Raw genomic sequence first — 22,544 nt, 5'->3', positions numbered from 1 at the left:
AGTATCAAAATTCCCGCACTATCCGAAAGGATAAAATGGGCGTGGCGAGCGTGATCGTCTTCATGCGGATACCATGCCCGGCCATCCGGATGCGGCGATGCCATCAGGGTGGCCGGCGAGGTTTCCGGAGGGTGTCGGGCGAGGCGCTACAGATCGGTGAGGAAGTGCGGGCGCCTGCTTCCCATCGTCACGCGCCTCCCAAGCGTGAGGCGCCGGCCACTAACCGGGCCGGGCATTGCCCGGGACGTCACGCAGCCGCGCCAGCCGCTCCAGCAATCCCTCCGGCACCCGCTCCTCCAGCTTCGCCATCCCCGCGTAGATCACGCCTTCGTTGCCGTCCAGGGTGATCGGCTCGCCCTCCTTCACGATCCGTTCGCCGATGCGCAGGCTCCGCCCCGCCTCGTCGATCGACAGCGCGTCGCAGCCGACCAGGCACACCTTGCCCATCTGCCGCGCCACCACCGCGGCGTGGGAGGTGCGCGCGCCGCGCTGGGTCAGCAGACCGTCGGCCAGGTCGAGGGCGGCGATGTCGCGCGTCTCGGCGTCGCGGCGCACCAGCACCACCGAGGCGCCGGCGGCCTTGCGCCGGCGCGCCTGCGCCTCGTCCAGGGCGATCTCGCCGCAGACCACCCCGCTCGCCGCGCTGGCGGCGCGGGCCAGCGGCTGCAGGGTCTGGCCTTCGCCGGCGGCGATCACCCGCAGCGCCAGCGCGCGCTCGTCCAGCCCTGCGGTCCGCTCGTGGGCGACTTCGGGGGCGATCAGCCCGGCGTCGCACAGGTCGAGGGCGATGCGCGCGGCGGCCTGGGGCGTGCGCTTGCCGCTGCGGGTCTGCAGCAGGTAGAGGCGGCCGTCCTGCACGGTGAACTCGAAGTCCTGCATGTCGCCGAAGTTCCGTTCGAGCGTCGCGCAGGCCCGCAGCAGTTCGTCCCAGACCGCCGGGGCGACGGCGGCCAGCTCGTCGTGGCCCGGGGCGCTGCGCCGGCCGCTGACCACGTCCTCGCCCTGGGCGTTGAACAGGAAGTCGACCCAGGGCGCCGGCTCGCCGCTGCTCGGGTTGCGGGTGAAGCCCACCCCGGCCCCGGACAGTCCGCCGGCGTTGCCGAAGACCATGCGCTGCACGGTGACTGCCGTGCCCATTGCCTCGTCGAGGCCGTGCAGCGCGCGGTAGGCGCGCGCCCTGGCGCTGTTCCAGGAGGCGAAAACCGCGCCGATGGCCGCGCCCAGCTGCGCCCGGGCATCCTGCGGAAAGGCCTCGCCGGCCTCGCGCCGGTAGGTGGCCAGGTAACGGCCGGCCAGCTCGCGCAGCTCGGCGAAATCCAGCTCGCGCTCGTCCCGTTCGCCGCGCAGCGCGTCCAGATCGGCCTCGAAGTGCCGGGCGTCGATCCCGGCGACCACCTCGCCGAAGCCGGCGATCAGCCGCCGGTAGGCGTCCCAGGCCAGCCGCGGATTGCCGGTCAGGCGCACCAGGCCGGGCAGGGTCGCGTCGCTCAGGCCGATGTTCAGCAGGGTTTCCAGCATCCCCGGCATGGACACCGGCGCCCCCGAGCGCACCGACAGCAGCAGCGGATGGCGGCTGTCGCCGAGGGTCAGGCCGGTGAGGGCCTGCAGCTCGCCCAGCGCCGTCTCCCAGAGCGGCGGTCCGACCTCCTGTGCGCGCCCGCACCAGCCGGTGCCGAGCACGAAGGCCGGCGGCACCGGCAGACCGAGCGCGGCCATGCGCGCGAGGTTCCAGGCCTTGAAGCCGAGGGATGCCGGGCTGGCCGCCGCGGGCAGGGGCCGGCCGTCGCCGATGGACTGGATCAGGCACAGCCCGTCGCGTTCGACGGCCGTCTGCGGGGCGTTCACGAGCCCACCCCGACACGGCTGAAGGCCAGCTTGCGCAGGCCGTAGCCGGTGGCGAGCAGCTTGTCGCTGGCCCGCTCCAGGGCCTCGGCGAAGTCCGTGGCGAGGACCAGCGTCGCGGCGTCGCCGACGTTGCCGGCCAGCGCCCGGCGCGCCTCGCGCAGCAGGTTGTCGCACTGGCGCTCGGCGTTGACCACCCGCCAGAGGGCGGCGACGAACTCGTCGTGGTCCTCGCCGCTGCTGTCCTCGCCCAGGGTGCAGGCGATGGCCAGCGCCTTCACGTGGTCCTGCATGGCCTCGAGCACCGCGTCGGCGAGCTGCTGCATCACCCGCTGCACCGCGCCATGCCAGCCGTGATGATGGCCGTCGGCGATCAGCGAGAGCAGGAAGGCCGCCTCCTCCAGCGCGTCGGCCACGTCGTCGGCGCCCTCGATCAGCCGGGTGAAGGGTTCCCAGCGCGGATGGCGCTCGGCGCGGGTGCGCGAATGCATCACCAGCAGGTCGGCCTGGCGCTCCCACTGCTTGGCGCGCTCGGCCAGCCTGGCGGCGGCCTTGCGGTCGCTCTGCCAGCCATGGGCCAGGGCGTCGCGCAGGGCCTCGGCGATGGCATGGCAGTAGGCCGCGTGGCCAGTCAGCAGGTCGAACTCGTCGCGCCGCCGGCGCATGTGGCGGACCAGCAGCAGCCGCGTCTCGTCGGCGATCAGCGGCAGCGCCTGGCGCTGGCGCATGCCCTGGCTGGCCAGCGCCAGCACCTCGAGGAGGAACTCCTCGGCCTGCGCCGCGCCCATCACCTGGTCGAGACGGTCGCCGATATGGAAGCAGTCCTCGCCGAGTCCCTGCATCGCCCCGTAGATCAGCTGCTCGCCGCCGGCCGCCAGCCAGCCCATGTGGCCGACCTCGCGCCGCGCCGCCTCGCCGAGGATGGCCACGGCGGCGGGCTTGGAGACGAACGGCAGCAGGCGCTTGCGGGCGCGGTTCCAGTCGATCAGGAAAACGATGCGCGCACCGATGCCCTCGAGCACCTGCTGCAGCGCCTGCTCGTCGGCGCAGGCGAAGGTCGCGGTGCCGACCTGGTAGGCCTCGCCGGCGTTGAGTCCGGCGCTGACCCGCGTGTCCGGCGCGGACCAGGCGGCGCCGAGCTCGGCCAGCATGGTCTGGAAGAAGGCGAAGCGCCGGGCGTGCAGGTCGGAATAGGTCAGGCTGACGGCCAGCCTCTCCACCTGGATCACCAGCACATGGGCGTCGTTGGTGCCGATGTCGTTCTGCAGCAGCAGCCGTCCGCCGTCGCGGGTGGCGGCGGTGTCCAGGCCGGGGTGGTCGAACTTGAGCGCACGGGTGCGGTTGAGCCCGCGCATGAAGGCGGCGACCCGCGGCCGGTCGGCTTCGTCCAGCTGCCAGACGTGGGCGCCGTCGATGCGCTCGTCGGTCAGCTCGGCGGCCAGGTGGTTGAGCGCCTTGTGCAGGTCCATCACCAAGAGGTGGAAGCTGTCCTCGTCGCCGCGCTTGCCGCTGGTCAGCGCGCGGAGCTGGTCCGCGTCGAGGCTGTCGTCGGTGAGCGCGTCGAGCCAGCCGCACCAGCTCTCCACCCGGCCGAGCAGCAGCGGGTCGCCGCCGTCGGCCAGCGGCCGCGCCATGACCCGCAGGTCGTCGTGCAGCAGGGCCGCCAGGCGCAGGAACTCGGGCAGGTGCAGCCGCCGCCCCTCGCGGCAGGCGCCGGCCGGCAGCTCGTTGAGCCAGGCGGCGGCGACCTGCGCGGCGGCGAACTCCCGCGCCAGTTCCAGGGGCGGCGCGTCGGGCCGCTCGGCGTGGGCCTCGGCGGCCTGCAGCAGCGTGAGATAGAGCTTGAGCCGGTCGTTCGCCGCCAGCGCCGCCTTGATCCATGCCGGGCGCAGCAACTGCATCTGCCCCAGCGACTCGACCACATCCATCTTGTCCATCCGCCACCTGCCTGCATTGCCGCGCGCACTCGATGAACAGAATTATGGGTGGCGAATTGTGACAACCGGTGCCACCCCGCCGGGCGGACGACGGACCAACCCCGCTCGCGCAAGCGCGCCGGCAGCCGCCGCTCGCCGCATCGTTTTCGCGCCGTTTCACCCAAGCCCAGCGTAAGATCGGCACAGATGCCCCGGCCGCCGGCGATCCCGCCGCGAGGTTTGCCGTTTCGCCCGGCCGGCGGAGAGAATGCCCGTGCGCGCGAGCGCGTTCGGCGCTCACCATCCTGATGCGGGCGGCTCTTCCGGCCGCCGGCATCGTTCACAGGGGACCGAAAATGGACTCAAGAAATAGAATCAACGCTTCGGTAAGCCCCAAGGGCAGCCTGGAAACGCTGTCCCAGCGCGAAGTCCAGCAACTGAGCGAAGTCGGGGCGGGCAGCCTCTACACGCTGTTCCGCCAGTGCGCCCTGGCGATTCTCAACACCGGCGCCCGCACCGACAACGCCAAGACCATCCTCGAGTCCTACCACGACTTCGAGGTGCGCCTCCATCAGCAGGACCGCGGCGTCCGCCTGGAGCTGCTCAACGCGCCGGCGGACGCCTTCGTCGACGGCGAGATGATCGCCAGCACCCGCGAGATGCTGTTCAGCGCCCTGCGCGACATCGTCTACACCCAGAGCGAGCTGGACAGCCTGCGCATCGACCTGAGCACCTCCCAGGGCATCACCGACTACCTCTTCCACCTGCTGCGCAACGCCCGCACCCTGCGCCCCGGCGTGGAGCCGAAGATGGTGGTGTGCTGGGGCGGCCACTCGATCAGCGTCGAGGAGTACAAGTACACCAAGAAGGTCGGTCACGAACTGGGTCTGCGCAAACTGGACATCTGCACCGGCTGCGGGCCTGGCGTGATGAAGGGACCGATGAAGGGCGCCACCATCGCCCATTCCAAGCAGCGGCTCGTCGGCGGCCGCTACCTGGGCCTGAGCGAACCGGGGATCATCGCCGCCGAGACGCCCAACCCGATCGTCAACGAACTGGTGATCCTGCCGGACATCGAGAAGCGCCTGGAGGCCTTCGTGCGCGTCGGCCACGGCATCGTCATCTTCCCCGGCGGCGCCGGCACCGCCGAGGAATTCCTCTACCTGCTCGGCATCCTGATGCACCCGGACAACCAGGACCTGCCGTTCCCGGTGATCCTCACCGGCCCGAGGAGCGCGGCGCCCTACCTGGAGCAGCTGCACGCCTTCGTCGGCGCCACGCTGGGGAAAGCCGCGCAGCGCCACTACCGGATCATCATCGACGACCCCGTCGAAGTGGCCCGGCAGATGAGCCACGGGCTGAAGGAGGTCAGGCAGTTCCGTCGCGAGCGCAACGACGCCTTTCACTTCAACTGGCTGCTGCGCATCGAGGAAGGCTTCCAGCGCCCGTTCGACCCGACCCACGCCAACATGGCCAGCCTGCAGCTGAGCCGCGACCTGCCACCTCACCAGCTGGCGGCCGACCTGCGCCGGGCCTTCTCCGGCATCGTCGCCGGCAACGTCAAGGACAAGGGCATCCGCCTGATCGAGCAGTACGGCCCCTACGAGATCCACGGCGAAGCGTCGGTGATGCGACCGCTGGACGACCTGCTGCAGGCCTTCGTCGACCAGCACCGGATGAAGCTGCCGGGCGGCACGCCCTATGTGCCCTGCTATCGGCTGGTGACCTGAAGGCCACCTTTCAAGGCCTTCGGCCGGCTGCTTGCCAGCCGGCCACAGGAGCGGATTCATCGGCGATCATCGGCAAAACCGGAAGCATCGCAAATGAATTTGCGCCTACGGAAGCGGTTGGGAAAGGGAAAGACTTTAAAAGGAGTGGGCCTGAAAGCCGGAAGGCCGGGGCCGTCGTGGTATAGTCCGCGGCTTTTTCCGCACCACCACGTCGGCCTTCCGACCCAACGCATAGGTATTCCCGTTTGGAGCACAAACCTCTCATCGAGCGTTTGTGGGGCATCACTCGCACCCACAGTTTTGCCGCTTTCGAATCCTGCCTGCATGAAGCCTGTCCCGATGGCTCGCTCAAGGCTCTGTCCGGCGCCCTGCGCCAGCTGACCAGTGCCGGACAGCAGGCGCTTGCACAGGACTTGCTGAGCGAATCCCTCGAAAACCATGTCGCCTCGCCGCAGATCCTCTGGCGCCTGGAGATGGCCCTGCTGCTCGGACAGCCCGGAACCGGCAAGGACACGGCGGGCATTCAGGATCTCGTCACGCTTGAGAACAAGGTGAAGGAACTGGTCCTGGCCAACCGGCTGGACGATGCGATCGCCCTCGTAAGCGAAGCCGCCAGGGCCAGCGCAGCCCCGGAGCTGTACGAGCTGCTGGGCCGCCTGCACCTGCGCCGCGCAACGGCCCGGAGCGCCGCCGCCCCGGCGCTCGATTCCGTACCGCCCGCGGCAGCGGCACCCGCCGCACAGCCGGTGCAAGCGGCCATCAAGCCGTCAGGCGCAGCACGGGCCGAGGAAGAACCGGACGCGCAGGAAGCCGCCGTCCGCCTGGCAACCCGTCCTCTGGCCGAAAGAATCGAACGGCCGGCGGAAACCCCGCGTGCAGCGGCAGCGCCGGTCGAGCCGCCCCGCCCGGCTGCCTCTGCGAGCCCATCCGCCACGACCGGCCTGACTGCCGTCCGCAGCGGGAACCTGCCACCGCCCGCCCCCACGCCGCCGGCAGAAACCGCCGAAAAGGCCCCGCCGCAATGGGTCGCCGAAGAGCTGCTCAAGGCGCGCGCCAGGGCGCAGGAGACCATGCAGAAGCGGGCCGAGGCCAAGGCCGATGCCGCCCCCGTCGCCAAGCCGGCAATCATTGCCGTCGCCGCCCCCGCCGCCAAACCCGAGCCGGCGCCCGCCCCCGTCGAGATCCCGGCGCCGGACGAGCCCAAGGAGCAGGTATTCGCCCGCCTGCGCGAAGCCTTCACCAAGCTCAACAAGATCGAACGCAAGCTGCTGGCCTGGATCATGGCCAATCCCAACCAGAATGCCGCGCAGATCGCCAGGAACACTGAGCTGGGCGGCGCGGAAGTCACCACCGCGCTCAAGGGCCTGACCGGACTCTGGCTCGATCCCTTCACCTTCGCCGGCTACACCGTGCGGGACTACGTGCTGGAGTGCATGTCCATGGGCAAGCAGGCGCCCGCCGGCGCCCGCCAGTCCACGCCGGCCAGCGCCAGCCGCGCGACGACGCCAGCCGCCGCGCGAGCCGGCGAAACGCCGCGCGCGCCCAGCCCGGCAGCGCGGGCGGCGGCCGCCCCGGCCGCGGCGAAAGCGGCCCGCTCCGCCGCCTCGCCAGCCCTGTCCGGCCTGAGCGGGCTGGACAGGCAGGTGCTGGAATACATCTGCAACCACCCGGGCTGCTCGCCGGACGAGGTGATGGACGCGATGGGACCGGACGAACCGGCCTCGGTGTCGCTGGTCACCCTGCGCCGGGAGTGGCTGGACCGCGACGCCCAGGGCCGCTACACCATCAAGCCGGCCATGCTCGACCAGGTACCGAACGGCGACCAGCCGGCGCCTCCCGCCCCGGTGGCCGAGCCGGAAGTAGAAGTGGATGAAGACGTCATGGAGACGGCCCCGCCGCGCAAGTCGCGCATCATGGAGACCCTGGCGGCCTCGCCGCTCGCCGTCAGCGCCAGCGCCGCCAACCCGCTGTCGAAGGAGCAGGCCAGGCTGGCCAAACTGCCCAAGGGGCAGCGCCAGATCCTGCAGTTCCTGTACGACAACGGCCAGGCACGCACCAAGGACATCGCCCGCACCCTCGACCAGGACGCGGCCAAGGTCAACAGCGCCCTCCTCGGCCCGCTCGCCGACTTCGTGTCGGTGATGCACAGCTTCTGGCGGCTGAACGACGAGATCCGCCCGGCACTGGCGCCGGTCGAGCCCGACGAGGCGGACGAAGCAGCCAGAGCCTGAGGCTGCGGCACCGGGACAGCGCTCCCATCGGCCATGGCGGCGGCTTGCCGCCGAAGGGTGATGCCGCCTGGCGTCTCACCGGTGGAAAACCCTGCGTGGTTTTCCACCCCGAGGGATCGGTCGCTCGCAGGGAGGACAAGGCCCGCGGTTTGCAGGCGTCGACTCAAGGCATTTTCGCCCCGGCCAGCGATGGGCCGAGAAACTACACTTTCCCCACTGCCTGCAAATCCATTGCAGGGGGAAAGCGCGTTTCCGCGCGCTACCCGGGAGCTGCCCTGCATGCCGAACTGGCTTCTGATCTTCGTCCCGGCCACTCTCGCTCTGGAGTACCTCGCCCCGGATCGCTACTTGCCGATCTTTGCCAGGAGCGGAGACGACGACACGCCGAAGCAGGTCCCGTGGTCGATGGGAAAGGCACTCCTGGTACTGGGAGCGGCCTCCGTCCTGATTGCCTGGAGCAGCAAGATCCTGGTTGCGGCCATCGAGCCCAGCACCCGGCAGCTCGGACTGAGCAATGCCTTCGTCGGCATCTTCGTCGTCGCCATTCTCGGAAACGCCGCCGAGCACGCCACGGCGATCATCATGGCGATGAAGAATCGAATGGACCTGTCCCTGGCGATCGCCATCGGCTCCAGTGTTCAGGTTGCCCTGTTCGTTGCCCCCGTGCTGGCGCTGGCCAGCCTGTTTGTCGGTCCGGCAGCCATGGACCTGGACTTTCCGCCGGGGCTGGTGCTAGTGGTGGTGTTGTCTGTCCTCATTACCGGGCAGGTAGCCGACGACGGTCGCTCCGACTGGTTCAAAGGCGTCCAGCTGCTCGCCGTGTACCTGATCCTGGGGATGGCGTTTGCCTTCCTTGCCGGAGACTCGCCCCACTGAGCAGAGGTGCTGCTCCGAACAAGGAGAGCCTATCCATGCAATCCGACCACCCGCCGCCCGACAGTGCCCCCACCTCCGCGGATGGTTGGCTGCGCTGGCTGCCGGGATTGCAGATGCTCAGGCAGTACCGTCTCGCCTGGCTGCCGAACGACATTGCCGCCGGCCTGGTGCTGACCACCATGCTGGTGCCGGTCGGAATTGCCTATGCCGAGGCCTCCGGCGTGCCGGGCATCTACGGTCTGTATGCCACCATCGTGCCGCTGCTGGCCTACGCGCTGTTCGGCCCCAGCCGGATCCTCGTGCTCGGGCCGGACTCGGCTCTGGCGGCGCCAATTCTTGCGGTAATCCTGGTGACATCCGAAGGCGACCCAGCCAAGGCGATCGTCCTGGCCAGCATGATGGCGGTGGTGTCCGGCCTGGTGTGCATCCTCGCCGGCCTGCTGCGCCTGGGTTTCGTTACCGAACTCCTGTCCAAGCCGATCCGCTATGGCTACATGAACGGTATCGCCCTGGCCGTGCTCATCAGCCAGCTGCCGAAGCTGTTCGGCATCAGCATCGACGGTCGTGGACCGCTGCGGGATGTCCTGCAGCTCGGGCAGGCGATCCTCGCCGGCGAGGCCAACTGGTACAGCTTTGCGGTTGGCGGTGGCTGCCTGGCGCTGATCCTCTTGCTCAAGCCGTTCAAGCGCCTGCCCGGCATCCTTGTCGCGGTGATCCTGGCGACGCTGGCGGTCAGTTTCTTCGACCTGCACAAGGTCGGAGTGAAGGTCCTGGGCGAACTCCCCCAGGGCTTGCCGGCGTTCACCGTGCCCTGGCTCGGCGACTTCAACTGGACCGAGGTGCTGCTCGGTGGTTTCGCCGTCGCCCTGGTGTCCTTCACCGACACCAGCGTGCTGTCACGCACCTACGCCGCCCGCACCCGCAGCAAGGTGGATCCGAATCAGGAAATGGTCGGACTGGGCATCGCCAACCTGGCCGCCGGTTTCTTCCAGGGCATTCCGATCAGCAGCAGTTCCTCGCGCACGCCCGTGGCCGAAGCGGCAGGCTCGAAGACCCAGTTGACGGGCGTGACCGGTGCGCTGGCGGTCGCCGCGCTGCTGCTGGTGGCGCCCAACCTGCTGCGCTACCTGCCCAACAGCGCGCTGGCCGCCGTGGTCATCGCGGCAGCCATCGGCCTGTTCGAGATCACCGATCTGAAGCGGATCTTCCGCATGCAGCCATGGGAATTCTGGCTCTCGGTCACCTGCTTCGTCGGCGTCGCGGTATATGGCGCGATCCCCGGCATCGGCCTGGCGGTGGCGATCTCGATCATCGAATTCCTCTGGGATGGCTGGCGCCCGCACCATGCCGTCCTCGGCCGCGCCAACGGGGTGCGCGGCTACCACGACGTGCAGCGCTATCCGGACGCCAGGCGCGTGCCCGGGCTGGTGCTGTTCCGCTGGGATGCCCCGCTGTTCTTCGCCAACGCCGAGCTGTTCCAGCAGCGCATCCTGCAAGCCATCGAGGAATCCCCCACGCCGGTGCGCAGGGTGGTGGTGGCGGCCGAGCCGGTGACCAGTGTGGATGTCACATCCGCGGACATGCTCGGCGAACTGGGCGGGAAGCTGCACGAGCGCGGCATCGAACTCCATTTCGCCGAAATGAAGGACCCGGTCAAGGACAAGCTCAGGCAGTTCGAACTGATGGAAAAACTCGGCCCGGACATTTTCCACCCCACCGTTGGCGCCGCCGTGGATGCCTATCTCGAGGACCATGGTGTGGATTGGGCGCCTTGAGCGAAATTGAACCTAGCCGGAGCGGTTCACGCTTATCAGAAAAAGCCTGAAGCGGGGCAGCGCAAGTGGTATCCGAAGATCGAGCAGCACACCAAGGCAAAGGGTGGTTATCGTCCGACTAGTTTCGCAGCAGTTTCGATCCATTCTGAGAACATCGTTCGTCCGTCATTGGCTATGAAGTCGTAGCGGCGGCATTGTCTCGAAAGAGGGATATCTTCGGTGCGCCTTATGGAGTTCTTCTTGACCTCACCGTCTTCTATCGCGAGAACTTCCCCAGTTCGCCGGCCAACTGATCAACTACGCCGGACATTGCATTCTTAAAATTCTTCAGCTTTTTTGCCCGCCCCACCAGCCCGTGCCTTGCCGCTGCGCAGAGCGCTCGAAGTTCGCCCTCGTCCTCGCCCTCTATCTGCCGTTTGAACTCGGTGTCCTCCAACAACCTCGCTTCATCATCAAGTTTCTTCCCCTCCTCTGTCACAGCATCCACTAGCTGCGAGCGATATGATTCCAACGAGCGGATCAGAGCCGCTCCGACTTGTTCGATAGGGTCCGCGTGATTTCGATCAGCCTTGAAGCTTATACCGGAAATCATTGGCACCTTGAGGATTGCACCGGGCTTGAGGCTGCCAATCTCTTTGAGTTCTGGATTGGCCTTGAGCAGGGCCGCTTCTGCAACTGCGTGGGTTTTCGAACTGAGGCAGGCGTAAATATTGTCGGCAAGATCGGCAATAGATTGTTCGCCGTGGAAGAGCATGATGCGCATGGTGTTCCCCTGTGGGTCATGAACCGATTAGGTTTAGTGCTTTCCATTTCTGATCTAGCGGTTTGCCATTCAGAATAATTTGGCCGGTACTAATATTGCCGACAGCCACGAGACGACCATCATCAGTATTTAAATCAAGCGTATTCTTCTCTCCCGTACTAATCAGGCGGTTGTTGCTGGCGTTGATGTAGTTGGCGCTGAGCTTGGCGATTACGCGGGGGCTGGGTCCCTTCTCCAGTATGCGACAGTAATTATCGATAAACAGGCATGTCTCCACCTCCTCGATCTCAACCGCCGGCAACTCGGCCGCGAAAGAAGTTAATTGGTTGCCGGATATCGTTATGCCGGGTGCCTCCTCTCTGGCAATAGCACGCACGCGGGTGGCGGTGATGAGCAGATCTCGCGCCGTCAGCGACATGAAGGCGAAGGGCTTTATGGCCGGTCGGCGTGCGGCCTCCGGCCCCACCCTCAGGGCCTGCCAAACCTGAGAGGAGACCGCCTGATCAGCGATATTGTTCAAGCGCGCTACGCTGTTGCCGGCTATGGCCAAGTGGCGAAAGGGGGTGAGGAAACGCATCGCCACCGTGATACCGGAGTCGGGGTAGACGACGGGTGGGCCGACGCCATGAACACGGTTGCCTGCGACCCGAAGCTCGCCAAAAGCCGCGGCAAGCAGAGCGGCTCCCCCCGGTTTCACTAGTGTTTGTCCTTGCACTTCTTGCATGTGGGCCACATCGGTGAGTAGGTTGTCGCGGACATCCGCCCGGGCCACCGCCAGAAGTTGGATACCGACAAACTCCAACTTTGGATTTGGATTGAGCCCGATCTCGACAAACCGATTGCTGTCGATGGCCAAGTACTCGGCGCTGCCGTCCTCCTCCATGAGGAGCGCAGCGCCGGCCACCCGGCGTACGATGTTGGACGTGATCATGCCGCTGCCCACCGCCGTGCGGATGGCAATGCCATGGCCACCAAGATCGGTGAGTGCGTTGCCGGTGACCCAGAGATCTTCGATGCCACGGGGGTCCAGCCCTGGCACCAGATCGATCCCGTCGCCTCTCATGCGGTCGGTAGCACCAGTTACCTCGTTGCCATCGATGCGCAGGCCGCGGGTACCTGCCCTAATGCCTGTCCCGTTCACATTGAGAACGTTGCCGCGAATTGCGACGATGCCACCGGGTAGTGTCGCGCCAGTAATCTGGAACCCGGCATCGCCGCAGCCAACGACGAAGTTATCGGCAATGAGGAGTTCGCCATAATGAAGACACATGGCCTCCTGCTCGTGCCCGGCAAGCCCTTCGAAGTTCACCGCGCGCCAGCGGCAAAGGAAGAAACTGTTCTCGATGCGGCACTGGGCTGTGAGGAGATGGTTGCGTTCGACCTCGTGCGTGCCCCCCTTCATACCTTGGTCAGCCACCAGCGCACAGTCGCTGACGACTGTCCCGATTTGGTGGCCGGCTAATGCAAGAGCCACGTTGACAGAACTCCTCTCTGCCACCCCCATGATGGCCACTTCTTGCAGGCGCAGGCCCACCGTATTGATCGCAGTGATCATTGCGGTGGTGTTGCCCTCGGTGGCCGAACCCATGAAGCTCATGCGCTCAAGTGTCACCCCGACGGAATCCTTTATGGTGCATAGAGCGCCGTGCCTAGAGCAGACGGTGCTCCACCCCTGGCCGCGAATGCGCAAGGAGCTTGCCTTCTTGATGTGCAATGGCTCGTCTAACCTGTAGGTGCCAACGTCCAGACAGATGGTGCCTCCGCCGCGCTCAGTCAGCTTGTTGATCGCATGCTGAATGGTCGCAATTCCGGCGTTGTGCGCCTCCGCTTGAACGCAAATGGTGCAATCGCAGCTCTCGCCCTGAGCCTCGGGCGGCCATAGGCTGCGACAGTCGGTTGCATCATGGGCGCGGATGGCCAGACCAAGGTCGCTGATGACGGACAGCCGCGCGTAGTGATGATGGATGCCGCGCGGCGGTGCCTTATTCAGCAGGTCAATGGTGCCGTCTGTAGCTCGGGCGGCGAAAACCCAGTGATCGCCGGCCTTGAACTCGCCGCCGGCCGGTTCGGTATCGAAGCTCACCTGGATGCCGTGCTCCAGAAAGAGGCTGGTACCTGCGGGAGGTATGGGAATGCCATCTGATTCGCCGGAGGCATCCAGATCATGGAAGACCGATCCATCGGCCTGAAGTACCTTCCCTGCCTGATCCCAGCGTCGTACCCGGGTGTTGCGCGCATCGACCGGTACGCCTTGGGCATCCACCGGAAACAATCCATCCGGCAGCGCTGCTTCAAGAGTAATGGTACGGGTGGCATCATCCACCCCTCCGCCCGCCCGGATACGCCGCAACACGCCTGGCAGGCCATGCAACTCGTGCCAGTCATCGAGGATCTCGATCCAGTCGCCGTTGGAGAACCGCAAGTAGCCGTCGCGGCCCACACTCTCGACGACGATCGTGGTTGGCGTAGGAATGGCGCTGACGCGCGAGGCTACCGTGGCGTTGTCGCGCGACCACTTGAAGGTGGCCTTGTCGCCCTGGGCGACTCTGTGGTGGGTGTCGTTCTGGGCGCCTCCGCGGTGGATTTCGACTCGGTAGAGCTGATTCTCCAGTCCTTTATAACCGGCGGAAGGCGGCGGTAGGCAGGGATTGGGCGCATCGGGTAGTTCGCCGGTCGATGTCGTGAGCCGCGCAGCGGAAGGGCGAACTATCGCATCCCATCCCGGCACTTCGTCGTCGCGCGAGGCGCAGGTGGCATTTCCGATGTTCTTCAGCAGCTTCACCTGCCACACGGTCTGGAGGCGACCGGTGGTATCCACGCCCACCGCCTTCTCCACCAGCTCGCGGCTTTGCAGGTAGGTCACTTCGCGCTGCCAGACATCCACATAGACAAGGTAAGGGCCGCCAGCGAGACTTGGTCGGTTGAATACGCTGCTTGGGCTCTCCTGAGTGAGGTCATTGAAAGGCAGGTAGGGCTGCTCGAAGAAGGGGGTAAAATCGCTGCCTGCCTCCTCCGCCAGTTGCCGATCCCACTCGATTGGCCCCGTGCCATGGTTCTCTGCCAACAAACCATCCACGTAAATGCGCCCGGGACCGATAACCAGCCCTTGCCTTTGGACTGCGATACGGAAGCCGTTGGGCGTCTCCCGTGGCACCACAGCCGGGCCGAAGGTATCCAGGCTTCCCGCCTGCAGCCGTCGTGCAAGCTCGGCGACCCATTCGTTCCAGTCGGCATCGAGCTGGACACGCCCCTGCTGCATCACCACCCCGAGGAAGTCGTTCCAGGGGCGAAAGCTGAACCGGCTGCAATCGAAACTCATCTGTCGTGCTCCTCAGGGCAAAGTTCAGCTTGCGTAGAAAATGCCGGAAAACAGCCCCGTGCGCAGATACTCCCGCAACCGGGCTTGCAGATTCGCCTCGCGCTGCGGCGAGAACAACTCATGAAACGCGCCCATTTCGCTCTCGTCGGAGGCCCCAAGGCGAATCTCGTCTGGAGTATTACGGGTGAGCTGGCAGTACGATGCCAGCCCGTAGCGAAGCGATACGAAATGGGGAACCACCCGCGATTCGCTGTCGCTCTGCGGCTGACAGCGAAAGCGACGCGGCACGAGGGAGGCAAACGGCAGGAAGGAAAAACGCACACAACCTGTCTGGCGACGCTCGATACGAATCGGTGGTTCGCCAGCGGCGGCGTGCGCCAATAACAGACTGTTGGAGATCAGGCCGACAGAGACTGCATGAATCCTGCCGATCACTGTGCAGGCTTCGAGGGAAAGTTCGCCTGCGGGAGAGGACGCGTCCGGTGTGCCTCCCTGCATTGCGGCATAGGCTGGAAGCGTCGGATCAGTGGCATCAATGATCGAATCCTTCGCAACGAGGCTTGCCAGTTCAACCACGCGAATCGAGCCGATAATCACATGGTCGAGTTCGATCAATACACCAGGCAGCTCCACCAGCAGGTTGGCAGCACCTTTGGAGACCGGTGCGCCGACCTCGTCCAACGCCAGGCCAGGCACCAAGGTGGCATGCGCGACTCGCACACGCGAGATCTCACTGCCAGCTTGACGAGGCACCTTCAGGCAGTCGCCCACCATCAACACCCCTTCCAGATTGAAGGTGCCGCCGGATCGCGTATTTGGTGTGCTCGTGATCAAGGTGCTGACCAAGAGCGGCCCCTCGAGTATCAGCGTCGGCCTGCAGTTCTCCGCGGCGCGCAGCGTCACCTGTGCGCCAGAACGCACCTTGACCGAGAGTGTCTCCTCGTAGCGACCGCTGTCCTGGATCTCCACGACACCGTCGCCGTCGAGAGCGCTCAGCGCTGCCTGGACGGAGGCATGGTCTGCAGGGATGCGCAGCACCTTCGTGCCCGGCGCATCGGGCTGACGTTCGCGGCTGTACTCCCCGCCCCCCAAGGCGGCAGGAAAACCGTAGTGGTAGGTGACATGAAGCGCTTTCGGCAGTGGGACATCCTTACCCAATGTGATTCGGCCCAACACCGGGTCGATGCCGTATTTGTCCGCCAAGGAATCCCCCCTGAGCGAAGTTCCGTCCAGCGGCGCATGTGCCCAGCCGGCGCCATCGTCGGCAAGATTGCAGGCGACGATGGCGTCGCGCGGAACTTCAGTTCCATCCGCATAGAGCACGATACTCGAGTCGGCATCGCCAGTTCGAGCCGCCGTGCCGTAGTAGAGCGGCTTGTACTCCCTCAACATGCGGCGTGTAATCGGCTCCGGCACGTTGGATGGTTCCGCCAGATGAGCGATCTCCTCCTCGGGCCGGGGATTGCTGTAGAGCTGAAGGGGATGACCAAGCGGGCTCACCAGGTAGCGCCGATCGTCCACACGCAGCGCCGGGTTCCGCGTATGACGATGGGCGCCGATACGCCAAAGGAAGATACCGACGTTGGGGATATTGAAGCGGCCGCGCCGACTGTCTATTCGCCGGACGTCGATCGTGTGAGTCACCGTCTCGAAAGCACTATCGATGCGTGCCAGTGGCTCCCAATCACGCAACGCGGGGGCATAGCGGCTGTGGAGTCGCAGATGGTTCATGTGCTGGGTCGCGCCCAAGAGCTGGAAATACTCCACTGCACGAGCGTTCCAGCCGGTGACATCACGCGCCAATTGCTCCAGCACCGCCGCCGTGCCCTTGCGCCGGCGCAGTGCGATCGTATGCGCCACCTCGGCACGCGCCAGCCCGCGCGCCCGGCCCAGCGCATGCAGTGGCTCGTAGCCAATCAGGTCGCCAATATAGGGAATCACCCAATCGGCGCAGGTTTCGATGAAGAGATCGTCGTAGAGCTGGGCGAGATTTTCCTCTACCGGGGCGATCACGTCGGCGATTGCCATCGCCAGAGCCTTGAGCGGCCCACGGCGGGCTTTCTCGCGCAAGCTTTCAAGCCGCTCCTGCTCGGCCACCGTCGCGTTGGGTAGAGCTTCCAGGGCAAGAAGCTCCTTCGCCTCGGCCGGCGTCAGCAGATCCTGGATGCTCGCGGCCAATTCCGCATCGCGGATACGATGAATCGCAGGTAGCAGGCGGAAAAGGGCGTCGGCGTCAAAGCTCATGGCATGAACTCCACTATCAGGGAGGCACCATCCAGGGTGAGCAACTCGGCCCCCTGCGGCGCCCCGGCCACCGACGCCACCGGCAGCTCGGCATAAAGCCGCGCGACGAACTTCGGCGAAGGCTTGTCGCGACGGTGCAATTCGATGACCTGCGCAGCCTCGACTCCCGTAACCGCCTGTGCCATCGCAAGCACCTCATCCACGGAAACCGATTGGCCAAAGCTGCGCGCCTCGAAGCCGAAATAGGCAGCCAAGCGCGACTCGACCTCTGCCATGACCAGCTTCCTGTCAGCGTCCGGGCGAGCCTTGATGGTCATGCGCAGTTGGAATGCGACCTCGCGATAATTCACAACCTGGATCGGCATCAGCGGATCACCGTATCGATGCAACGCCGCCTGCAGGTCGCAAACGCTGTCCGCCTTCAGCGGCTTGCCGCCTTCAGCGGCCACAGTGAGGAACACCCCTCGGGCAGGGCCGCTGGGGATCCAGAGAGCGTGGGCCTTGACGATGTCCGCGTAGCCGCGGGCGAAATCCTCGTAGTCGCGTATCGAGACCACCCTTTCCAGGGTCTTTACCGAGAGCGGCGCGTTCTTCCGCGCATTTTCTTCGCGCTCCGGATCCTTCCCGCCGGACGCCGCTTCGGGATTGGTGACGCCCGTGACCCCCAGCGGGCGCGACAACAGCGTCGTGAGCCTGCCGGCCGGAAGATTGCCCGCAAGCCCCACGCCCTTGCGGTAAGCGGCACGGATGTTGTGATCACCCGACGGCAGACGCGCCGCTTCCATGCCGTCACCAAAACGCAGCGTGGCGCGCGCCTCATCGTCGATCGCGATCTCATAGACCCGCTCGGTCGGCCCACGCCCGTACAGGCTGGGCACCTCCGTCCAGAGCAGATCATTGACCCGCAGCTCGAGCGTGGATTTGCGTCCGGTCGCGCTCCCGGTTGACCTCAGGTAGGTGAGCGGCGCCTGGCGCAGTGCAAAGTGTGCATTGGCAACGCGGGCGTCACCGCTGCCGAGGACCTCGCTCACGGTTTCACCATGCGTCGCGCTCGTCACGTTGGCATTGACTCGCGCCGTGTCGCGGTCATAGCAGTGCTCAAGGGGCATTGAGAGAGGGAGCGAGGTGCGGCCCCGATCCGGCAATGTGTCTGCCAACACACCGACGACTGCGATTTCCTGGACCTCATCGTCCGCCTTCTCTGCCGGAACAAGTTCGAAGGCTGCAGCGGGAGCCTCGACAAATCCCTCCCGCCCATCGGGGGCCAGAAGCCGAAATCGCAGCTCCTTGGGGTCGGCTTGAGCTACACGTTGTCCAAACTCTTCCGGGGTGAGTGCCCGCCAGGCGCCAGCGGAATGCTCCTCGGGGGCCGCGGCAAGGCGAAGAGAGTCGCCTTCGGCAATCTTGACTGTGGCCCCCCCAGTGAGAGCCAGACCCCGCTCCCTCTCACCCTTGCGCAAGCGGATGCGCGCACGCTTGCCGCTCATGGCAAGGGGGCGGCCAGCACCGATGCCGGTCACAGGATGGTCAAGGGACAATTCAGAACCGAAGAGCGGATAGAGAAGAGGCGATGGTGCCACCGGCAGTAGTTCCGAATGGGCCAACACCAAGGTCTCCAGCAGATGGAACTTGGTGGGCTCAGGTGCCTTGTCCGGCACGATACGCGTGATCTTGCCGGCAAGGCCAAAGTCGCTGCGCGAGGGAAAGCTCACTATGTTGGCTCGATAGAGTTCAACATCGCCCGGGAAACCCGAGCCATGACTGGATCCGGTGTCGTTGGATACCAATGCCAACCAGCTTCCAGGTGTGACCTTGGGATAGGCGACGTCAAGGTCAATGTGATTGTTACGAATCGTGAAGTCCTTCCAGTGAAGGGTCTCCCAAGAGTAACTACCGTCCTTCTTCTCGATGTCGGTCAATGCGGACGGCGGCGGATTATTCGCGTTGAACATCAGTTTTGGCTCCGGCGCGTTATGCCCGAACAGAGCGGCCCGCTGGCGCAGGGCATAAACACTCACCCCCACCGGCGCAGATTTCGTTGCAGCGCTGAGATCGCGAAGCCCCACGTCCCATCCCACGCGCGTGCGCTGCCTCTCCCGGTCCTCCTCCACACTTGTCAGCAGGCGCAGTTCCCACTGATCGCTGGCGGGTTGCAACCTGTCCTGACCGACGATCAGAATCGCGTCCCCCACGTGCAGGCCGGTGCTCAATCCCGCCAGCCATAACGCCTTGTCGCCCGCCTTGGGATGCCACGCCTCCGTACTCTTCGCCGGAATCGCGTTCCACTCGACATGGGCCTCCACCTCTTCGATAGTCTCGAAGGTCTGTGCCTGCTCGCCGGGCCCGGGCACGCTCTGCACTCGTGCGCCAATAGGGATAACCACGGGAGCAGCCGCCAACGCCGGATTGCCGGGCACCTCCTGCAGGCTGAACGCCAGCCGGGTGGATGCGGCCACGCCGGGGGCGAGCTCGTATCCGACCAGGCGCGCCATCTCCAGAATGGAGCGCCGCTCGGTGGCAGTGCGCAGATAGTGCTCGTTGGCATAACGCTCCTGGTAAAAAGTGAGCACGTCCAGCGAGGTCGCGAGGGCGTCGCCCAGCGCGATGGTGAAGTCGCCATCCCGACGAGTAGTGAGACTGGACAGAGCGGGCAAGTCGCCGCTGGAAAGCCGGGCCAGGAAGGACTCCCTGAAGCTCGCATGTACCCCTACCCGATAGGCGATGGCGGACTGACCGGGTGAGTTGTCGATCCGCGCAGGGGTTTCGGCATCCAGGCCGGCGCAGCAACCACAGTTCGAGAGGCCGGAATCGCTCATCACTTGCCTCCGAAGAGGTTCAACCGCAGCACGCCGTGCTCTGGGAAATTGGGGTCGTTATCCAGGCGCGGGATCTCCAGGCGGGACAGGTGCATGAAGCCATCGACGAGATAGCGGGGATCCTCCATGCCTTGGCGGTGAAAGCGGGTGACCTCCACGGAAGCCACGCCGGCAACCTGGCGCGCCGCAGCATAGAGCGGGCTCAGAAAAACGGTCTGACCGAAAGACAAGTTGTCGGGGTGGAACAGGCCGCGACGTCCATCGGGCAGCAGGCGGTTGCCGAGTACCTCCAGCAGCCCGGCACGCACGTCCGCGCGGAAGTGGCTTGCCTGCACGCAAACCAGCAGGTCGATCTCCAGCGAGACGAACACCGGATCGTTGAACTCGGTGTCGTGGCCCGCCATCCGGTAGCGATCGATGTGGCGCGTCAACTCATTCTCGAACCCGGAGGTCATCGGCAGGCCGTCACGTCGATCCACCGTGACGAACACCGTGTGCCAACTCCCGGTCCAGCGCAGGGTAGCCGCCGCGCGCTGCACGCCGACGTAGCGCTCGGTCACCTCGGCATAGTCCTCGGGGGTGACGGCGCGCTCCTGACGTCGAAAGGCCTGCGGAGCGGCCCGGCGTACCGAGGCGGCGTCCTCCATGTCCTCGCCGCCGCTTGCCGGCAGCGGGTTGCGTACGCCCAGCACTGCGGAATCACTGGATACGACATGGGCAATGGCACCCGCCCCCACATTGCCGGCGCGACCGTTGCCCACTCGATAGCGCGCCCAAAAAGCCATTCCTGCCTTCGCCCGCCGGCCGTGGACGTCGTCTCCGAAGCGCAGCCGCGCGCTGCCGTCGTGCTCCACTTCGACGACGAAATGGCGATCGTCCGCCTCGCTGTTCAGAAGATCGCGCCGGGCTTCCCAGGACTCGAATTGTTCGGGATTGCCCTGAACAACGGTGCTCACCTGGATGGCCGGCAAGATGTCCTCCCGGCGCCACTGCATGGCGGAGGCGGCCGGCAGGTCGGCATCGAACGGAAGCCGCTCTTTGATGCGTTTGCCATTCATGTCCCGGGTCTTGAGCACCGTTCCGGCAAGCGTCAAGGGGCCGTTCGCCAGCCGTGGCGCAAAGCGCGCTGGAATTTCGGTCGGCTCGTCATCGGCACACCGGTTCCGGTCACGGTCGGGCGGGTAGGCAAGCCGCGCCCGAGGAACGGTGCCAAGCGATTCCCTGGCCGGGAGGGTCCACCCGTGGTCGGCGAGGACCACGTTGCCGCGCGCCACGCTGACGTTCGAGATGAAGCGTTCGCCATGCTCCTCGTCGGTCACGGAGGAAATGCACAGCGGGAAAGGCAGCTTGTCTTCGACGGCCCAGGCGACCTCCACGATGTGGCGAACTGCGCCGCCAGGATCCGGAAGCGGATCCTTCAACAGCGCGCCCGCTTCTCTGCCCACCTCCCGGCCACTGCTCAGGATTTGCTGCGCCTCGGGGCTGACGGCGGTCAGGCGTACCACGTGACGGCGCGTCGGGTCCGCATCCTCGGGGCGTCCGGTATGCGGGCCCACGCGTTCCTCGAAGAGGAGAACGTCGCCGCGGCGCAGAAGCAGGCGCGACCGGAGGTCGTCGCTCAGCGTGGCACGGGTTGCACCTTTCGGCAGGCAACAGCGCTCTTCGCCCCAGGTGTAAAACTCAATCTCGTTATGCGCGGCATAAAGCACCGCATCGTGTAATGGCTCGAAGATCGTGGGAGCGGCCTTCCGCGCCTCCTCGTCTTCACGTGAATCGGGCGTAATGCGGGGCGGAAGACCGGCCACCTTCGTGTGGAAGCGGGTTTCGCTCCGCGGCAACGCCACGGCGTCAGAACTCGACAGCACCTGCAGCCAGACCCGGGCATTGCAGCCGTCGTGTATCGGATAGTCCACCAGCAGAGCAAGCCGCCGCAGCGAGGTACGCAGCCGGGCGGTTTCCAGGTAGGCCTCTGTGCCCACCGCATCCTGCTGGTAGGAAAGCTGATCGCATACATAGGCAAGCCACTCGGCCAGCGTCACGCCCAGATCGGCGGCGCTGCGCTCGCGCCAGCCGGGCACCCGTTGCGTGATGAGGTCGAGGATCAGGCGGCGGAAGCTCGGATAGTCCTTGGCGAGATAGTCGATCACCGGTGCCTTGGCTGGCTCCTCCGGGCATAGATTGCGCGGCGCGCAGTCGAATTCGCTCGGGCACGCAACCTTGAAGGAGAATTCGATCTCCGACATCCGCGGATCGAAGCCCTCCGGCGGCCCTTGCTCCGGTCCCTCGCGCAGCACTCGCAGCCGGTAGGGCGAGAAGTCGCCGTAGCGATCCGTGCGAACCACCAGCACATGGTCGGCTTCGGTCAGGCTCTTCAAGTAGTCCTGTTCCGCAAGGCTGGCTGCGGGTGGCGGAGTGGATGCCGGCGCTACCCACTGCACCCGCACCTCACGTACCCGTTCCCCGCCTTCGATGCTCACCTGCTGCGCCTTGAAGTCGGCCGGCACCGGGCGCAACAGGCGCACGAGCAGCGTCTGCTGGCGTAACGGCTGGCCGGAGGGGCCGGGAGGCGCATCGTGGTCCAGCACTTCCAGGTAGTCGATGCCGTTGAGGGTGGTCTCCTCGATCACCCGCCGGCGCCGCAGTTTGTCGCAGCAGTGGTAGATCACGGCAGCGCCCCCGCCCGTTCGAAGCTTGCGACCTCCCGGCTACCGCTACGGAGGATCTGATAACGCACCGTCACCCGCAGCATCGACTCGACAGCCTCGACCTCCACCGCTTCGAGCGTGATGAGATGGCCGAGCCACTGTTGCAGCGCGCCCTGGACCAGAAACTGGGTGGTTGCGGCCAGCTCCGTGCTGTTGGGCGCGAAGACCAATTGCATCAAGCCGCTGCCGAAGTCCGGGCGCATGACGCGCTCACCGGGCGAAGTGAACAGCACCTGCTCGATGAGACCGCGAATCCACGCCTCCTCGCCCGCCTGGGCGGTGAAGCCGCGGCCGTCAAAACTGTAGGGATAGCGCAGGTTCATGCTG

The 22,544-nt window shown here is 65.9% G+C and carries 12 protein-coding genes; 4 read left to right on the top strand and 8 right to left on the bottom strand.

Translation table 11 applies throughout. The features are described 5' to 3' along the window. Positions 1 to 219 precede the first annotated feature (219 nt). Together ACG10_RS10140 and ACG10_RS10135 are read right to left on the bottom strand one after the other, a co-directional pair. Positions 220 to 1,845, bottom strand: coding sequence for a PEP/pyruvate-binding domain-containing protein (locus ACG10_RS10140; protein WP_089168129.1), 1,626 nt, complete (start codon positions 1,843 to 1,845; stop codon positions 220 to 222). Next, positions 1,842 to 3,779, bottom strand: a complete 1,938-nt coding sequence (locus ACG10_RS10135) for a DUF47 family protein (RefSeq protein WP_089168128.1) — start codon at positions 3,777 to 3,779, stop codon at positions 1,842 to 1,844. Before ACG10_RS10135 ends, ACG10_RS10140 begins: the two co-directional genes overlap by 4 nt. Before the next feature lie 335 nt (positions 3,780 to 4,114). Here ACG10_RS10135 and ppnN point away from each other — a divergent pair, with 335 nt between their 5' ends. The 4 genes from ppnN to ACG10_RS10110 all read left to right on the top strand — a co-directional run bounded on the left by ppnN (position 4,115) and on the right by ACG10_RS10110 (position 10,370). Then, positions 4,115 to 5,488: a nucleotide 5'-monophosphate nucleosidase PpnN gene (gene ppnN, locus ACG10_RS10130; RefSeq protein ID WP_039804276.1), complete on the top strand. Its 1,374-nt coding sequence runs from the start codon at positions 4,115 to 4,117 to the stop codon at positions 5,486 to 5,488. A gap of 245 nt (positions 5,489 to 5,733) precedes the next feature. Beyond that, positions 5,734 to 7,719, top strand: coding sequence for a hypothetical protein (locus tag ACG10_RS10120; RefSeq protein WP_232487236.1), 1,986 nt, complete (start codon positions 5,734 to 5,736; stop codon positions 7,717 to 7,719). 279 nt (positions 7,720 to 7,998) lie between these two features. Beyond that, complete coding sequence (locus tag ACG10_RS10115; protein ID WP_232487235.1) at positions 7,999 to 8,595, top strand: calcium/proton exchanger; 597 nt, start codon at positions 7,999 to 8,001, stop codon at positions 8,593 to 8,595. A 35-nt stretch (positions 8,596 to 8,630) separates the two neighbouring features. Beyond that, positions 8,631 to 10,370 (top strand): SulP family inorganic anion transporter, encoded by a 1,740-nt coding sequence (locus ACG10_RS10110; protein ID WP_089168124.1) that lies wholly within the window; start codon positions 8,631 to 8,633, stop codon positions 10,368 to 10,370. Positions 10,371 to 10,626: 256 nt separating this feature from the next. Here ACG10_RS10110 and ACG10_RS10105 read toward each other — a convergent pair whose 3' ends face one another. Genes ACG10_RS10105 through ACG10_RS10080 form a run of 6 tightly spaced genes read right to left on the bottom strand, consistent with a single transcriptional unit; the run spans position 10,627 to position 22,540 of the window. Next, positions 10,627 to 11,133, bottom strand: a complete 507-nt coding sequence (locus ACG10_RS10105) for a hypothetical protein (protein WP_089168123.1) — start codon at positions 11,131 to 11,133, stop codon at positions 10,627 to 10,629. 16 nt (positions 11,134 to 11,149) lie between these two features. Then, entirely contained in the window at positions 11,150 to 14,452 is a 3,303-nt protein-coding gene (locus tag ACG10_RS10100; protein WP_089168122.1) for a DUF6519 domain-containing protein, read from the bottom strand. 24 nt (positions 14,453 to 14,476) lie between these two features. Continuing rightward, the gene (locus tag ACG10_RS10095) at positions 14,477 to 16,696 is read right to left on the bottom strand and encodes a hypothetical protein (protein ID WP_089168121.1); all 2,220 of its coding nucleotides are present in this window, start codon (positions 16,694 to 16,696) and stop codon (positions 14,477 to 14,479) included. Beyond that, positions 16,693 to 19,512 (bottom strand): putative baseplate assembly protein, encoded by a 2,820-nt coding sequence (locus ACG10_RS10090; protein WP_089168120.1) that lies wholly within the window; start codon positions 19,510 to 19,512, stop codon positions 16,693 to 16,695. The genes ACG10_RS10095 and ACG10_RS10090 overlap by 4 nt, the downstream gene beginning before the upstream one ends. Beyond that, a complete protein-coding gene (locus ACG10_RS10085) occupies positions 19,512 to 22,178 on the bottom strand; it encodes a putative baseplate assembly protein (protein ID WP_089168119.1) in 2,667 nt (888 codons plus the stop codon). Before ACG10_RS10085 ends, ACG10_RS10090 begins: the two co-directional genes overlap by 1 nt. Further along, positions 22,175 to 22,540 (bottom strand): GPW/gp25 family protein, encoded by a 366-nt coding sequence (locus ACG10_RS10080; protein WP_089168118.1) that lies wholly within the window; start codon positions 22,538 to 22,540, stop codon positions 22,175 to 22,177. The genes ACG10_RS10085 and ACG10_RS10080 overlap by 4 nt, the downstream gene beginning before the upstream one ends. Between the last annotated feature and the right edge of the window lie 4 nt (positions 22,541 to 22,544).

Origin of the sequence: Azotobacter chroococcum (assembly GCF_002220155.1) — a bacterium.
Lineage (GTDB): Bacteria > Pseudomonadota > Gammaproteobacteria > Pseudomonadales > Pseudomonadaceae > Azotobacter > Azotobacter chroococcum.
The sequence above is the reverse complement of the archived record's forward strand: the minus strand, read 5'-3'. Positions and strand labels throughout refer to the sequence as shown.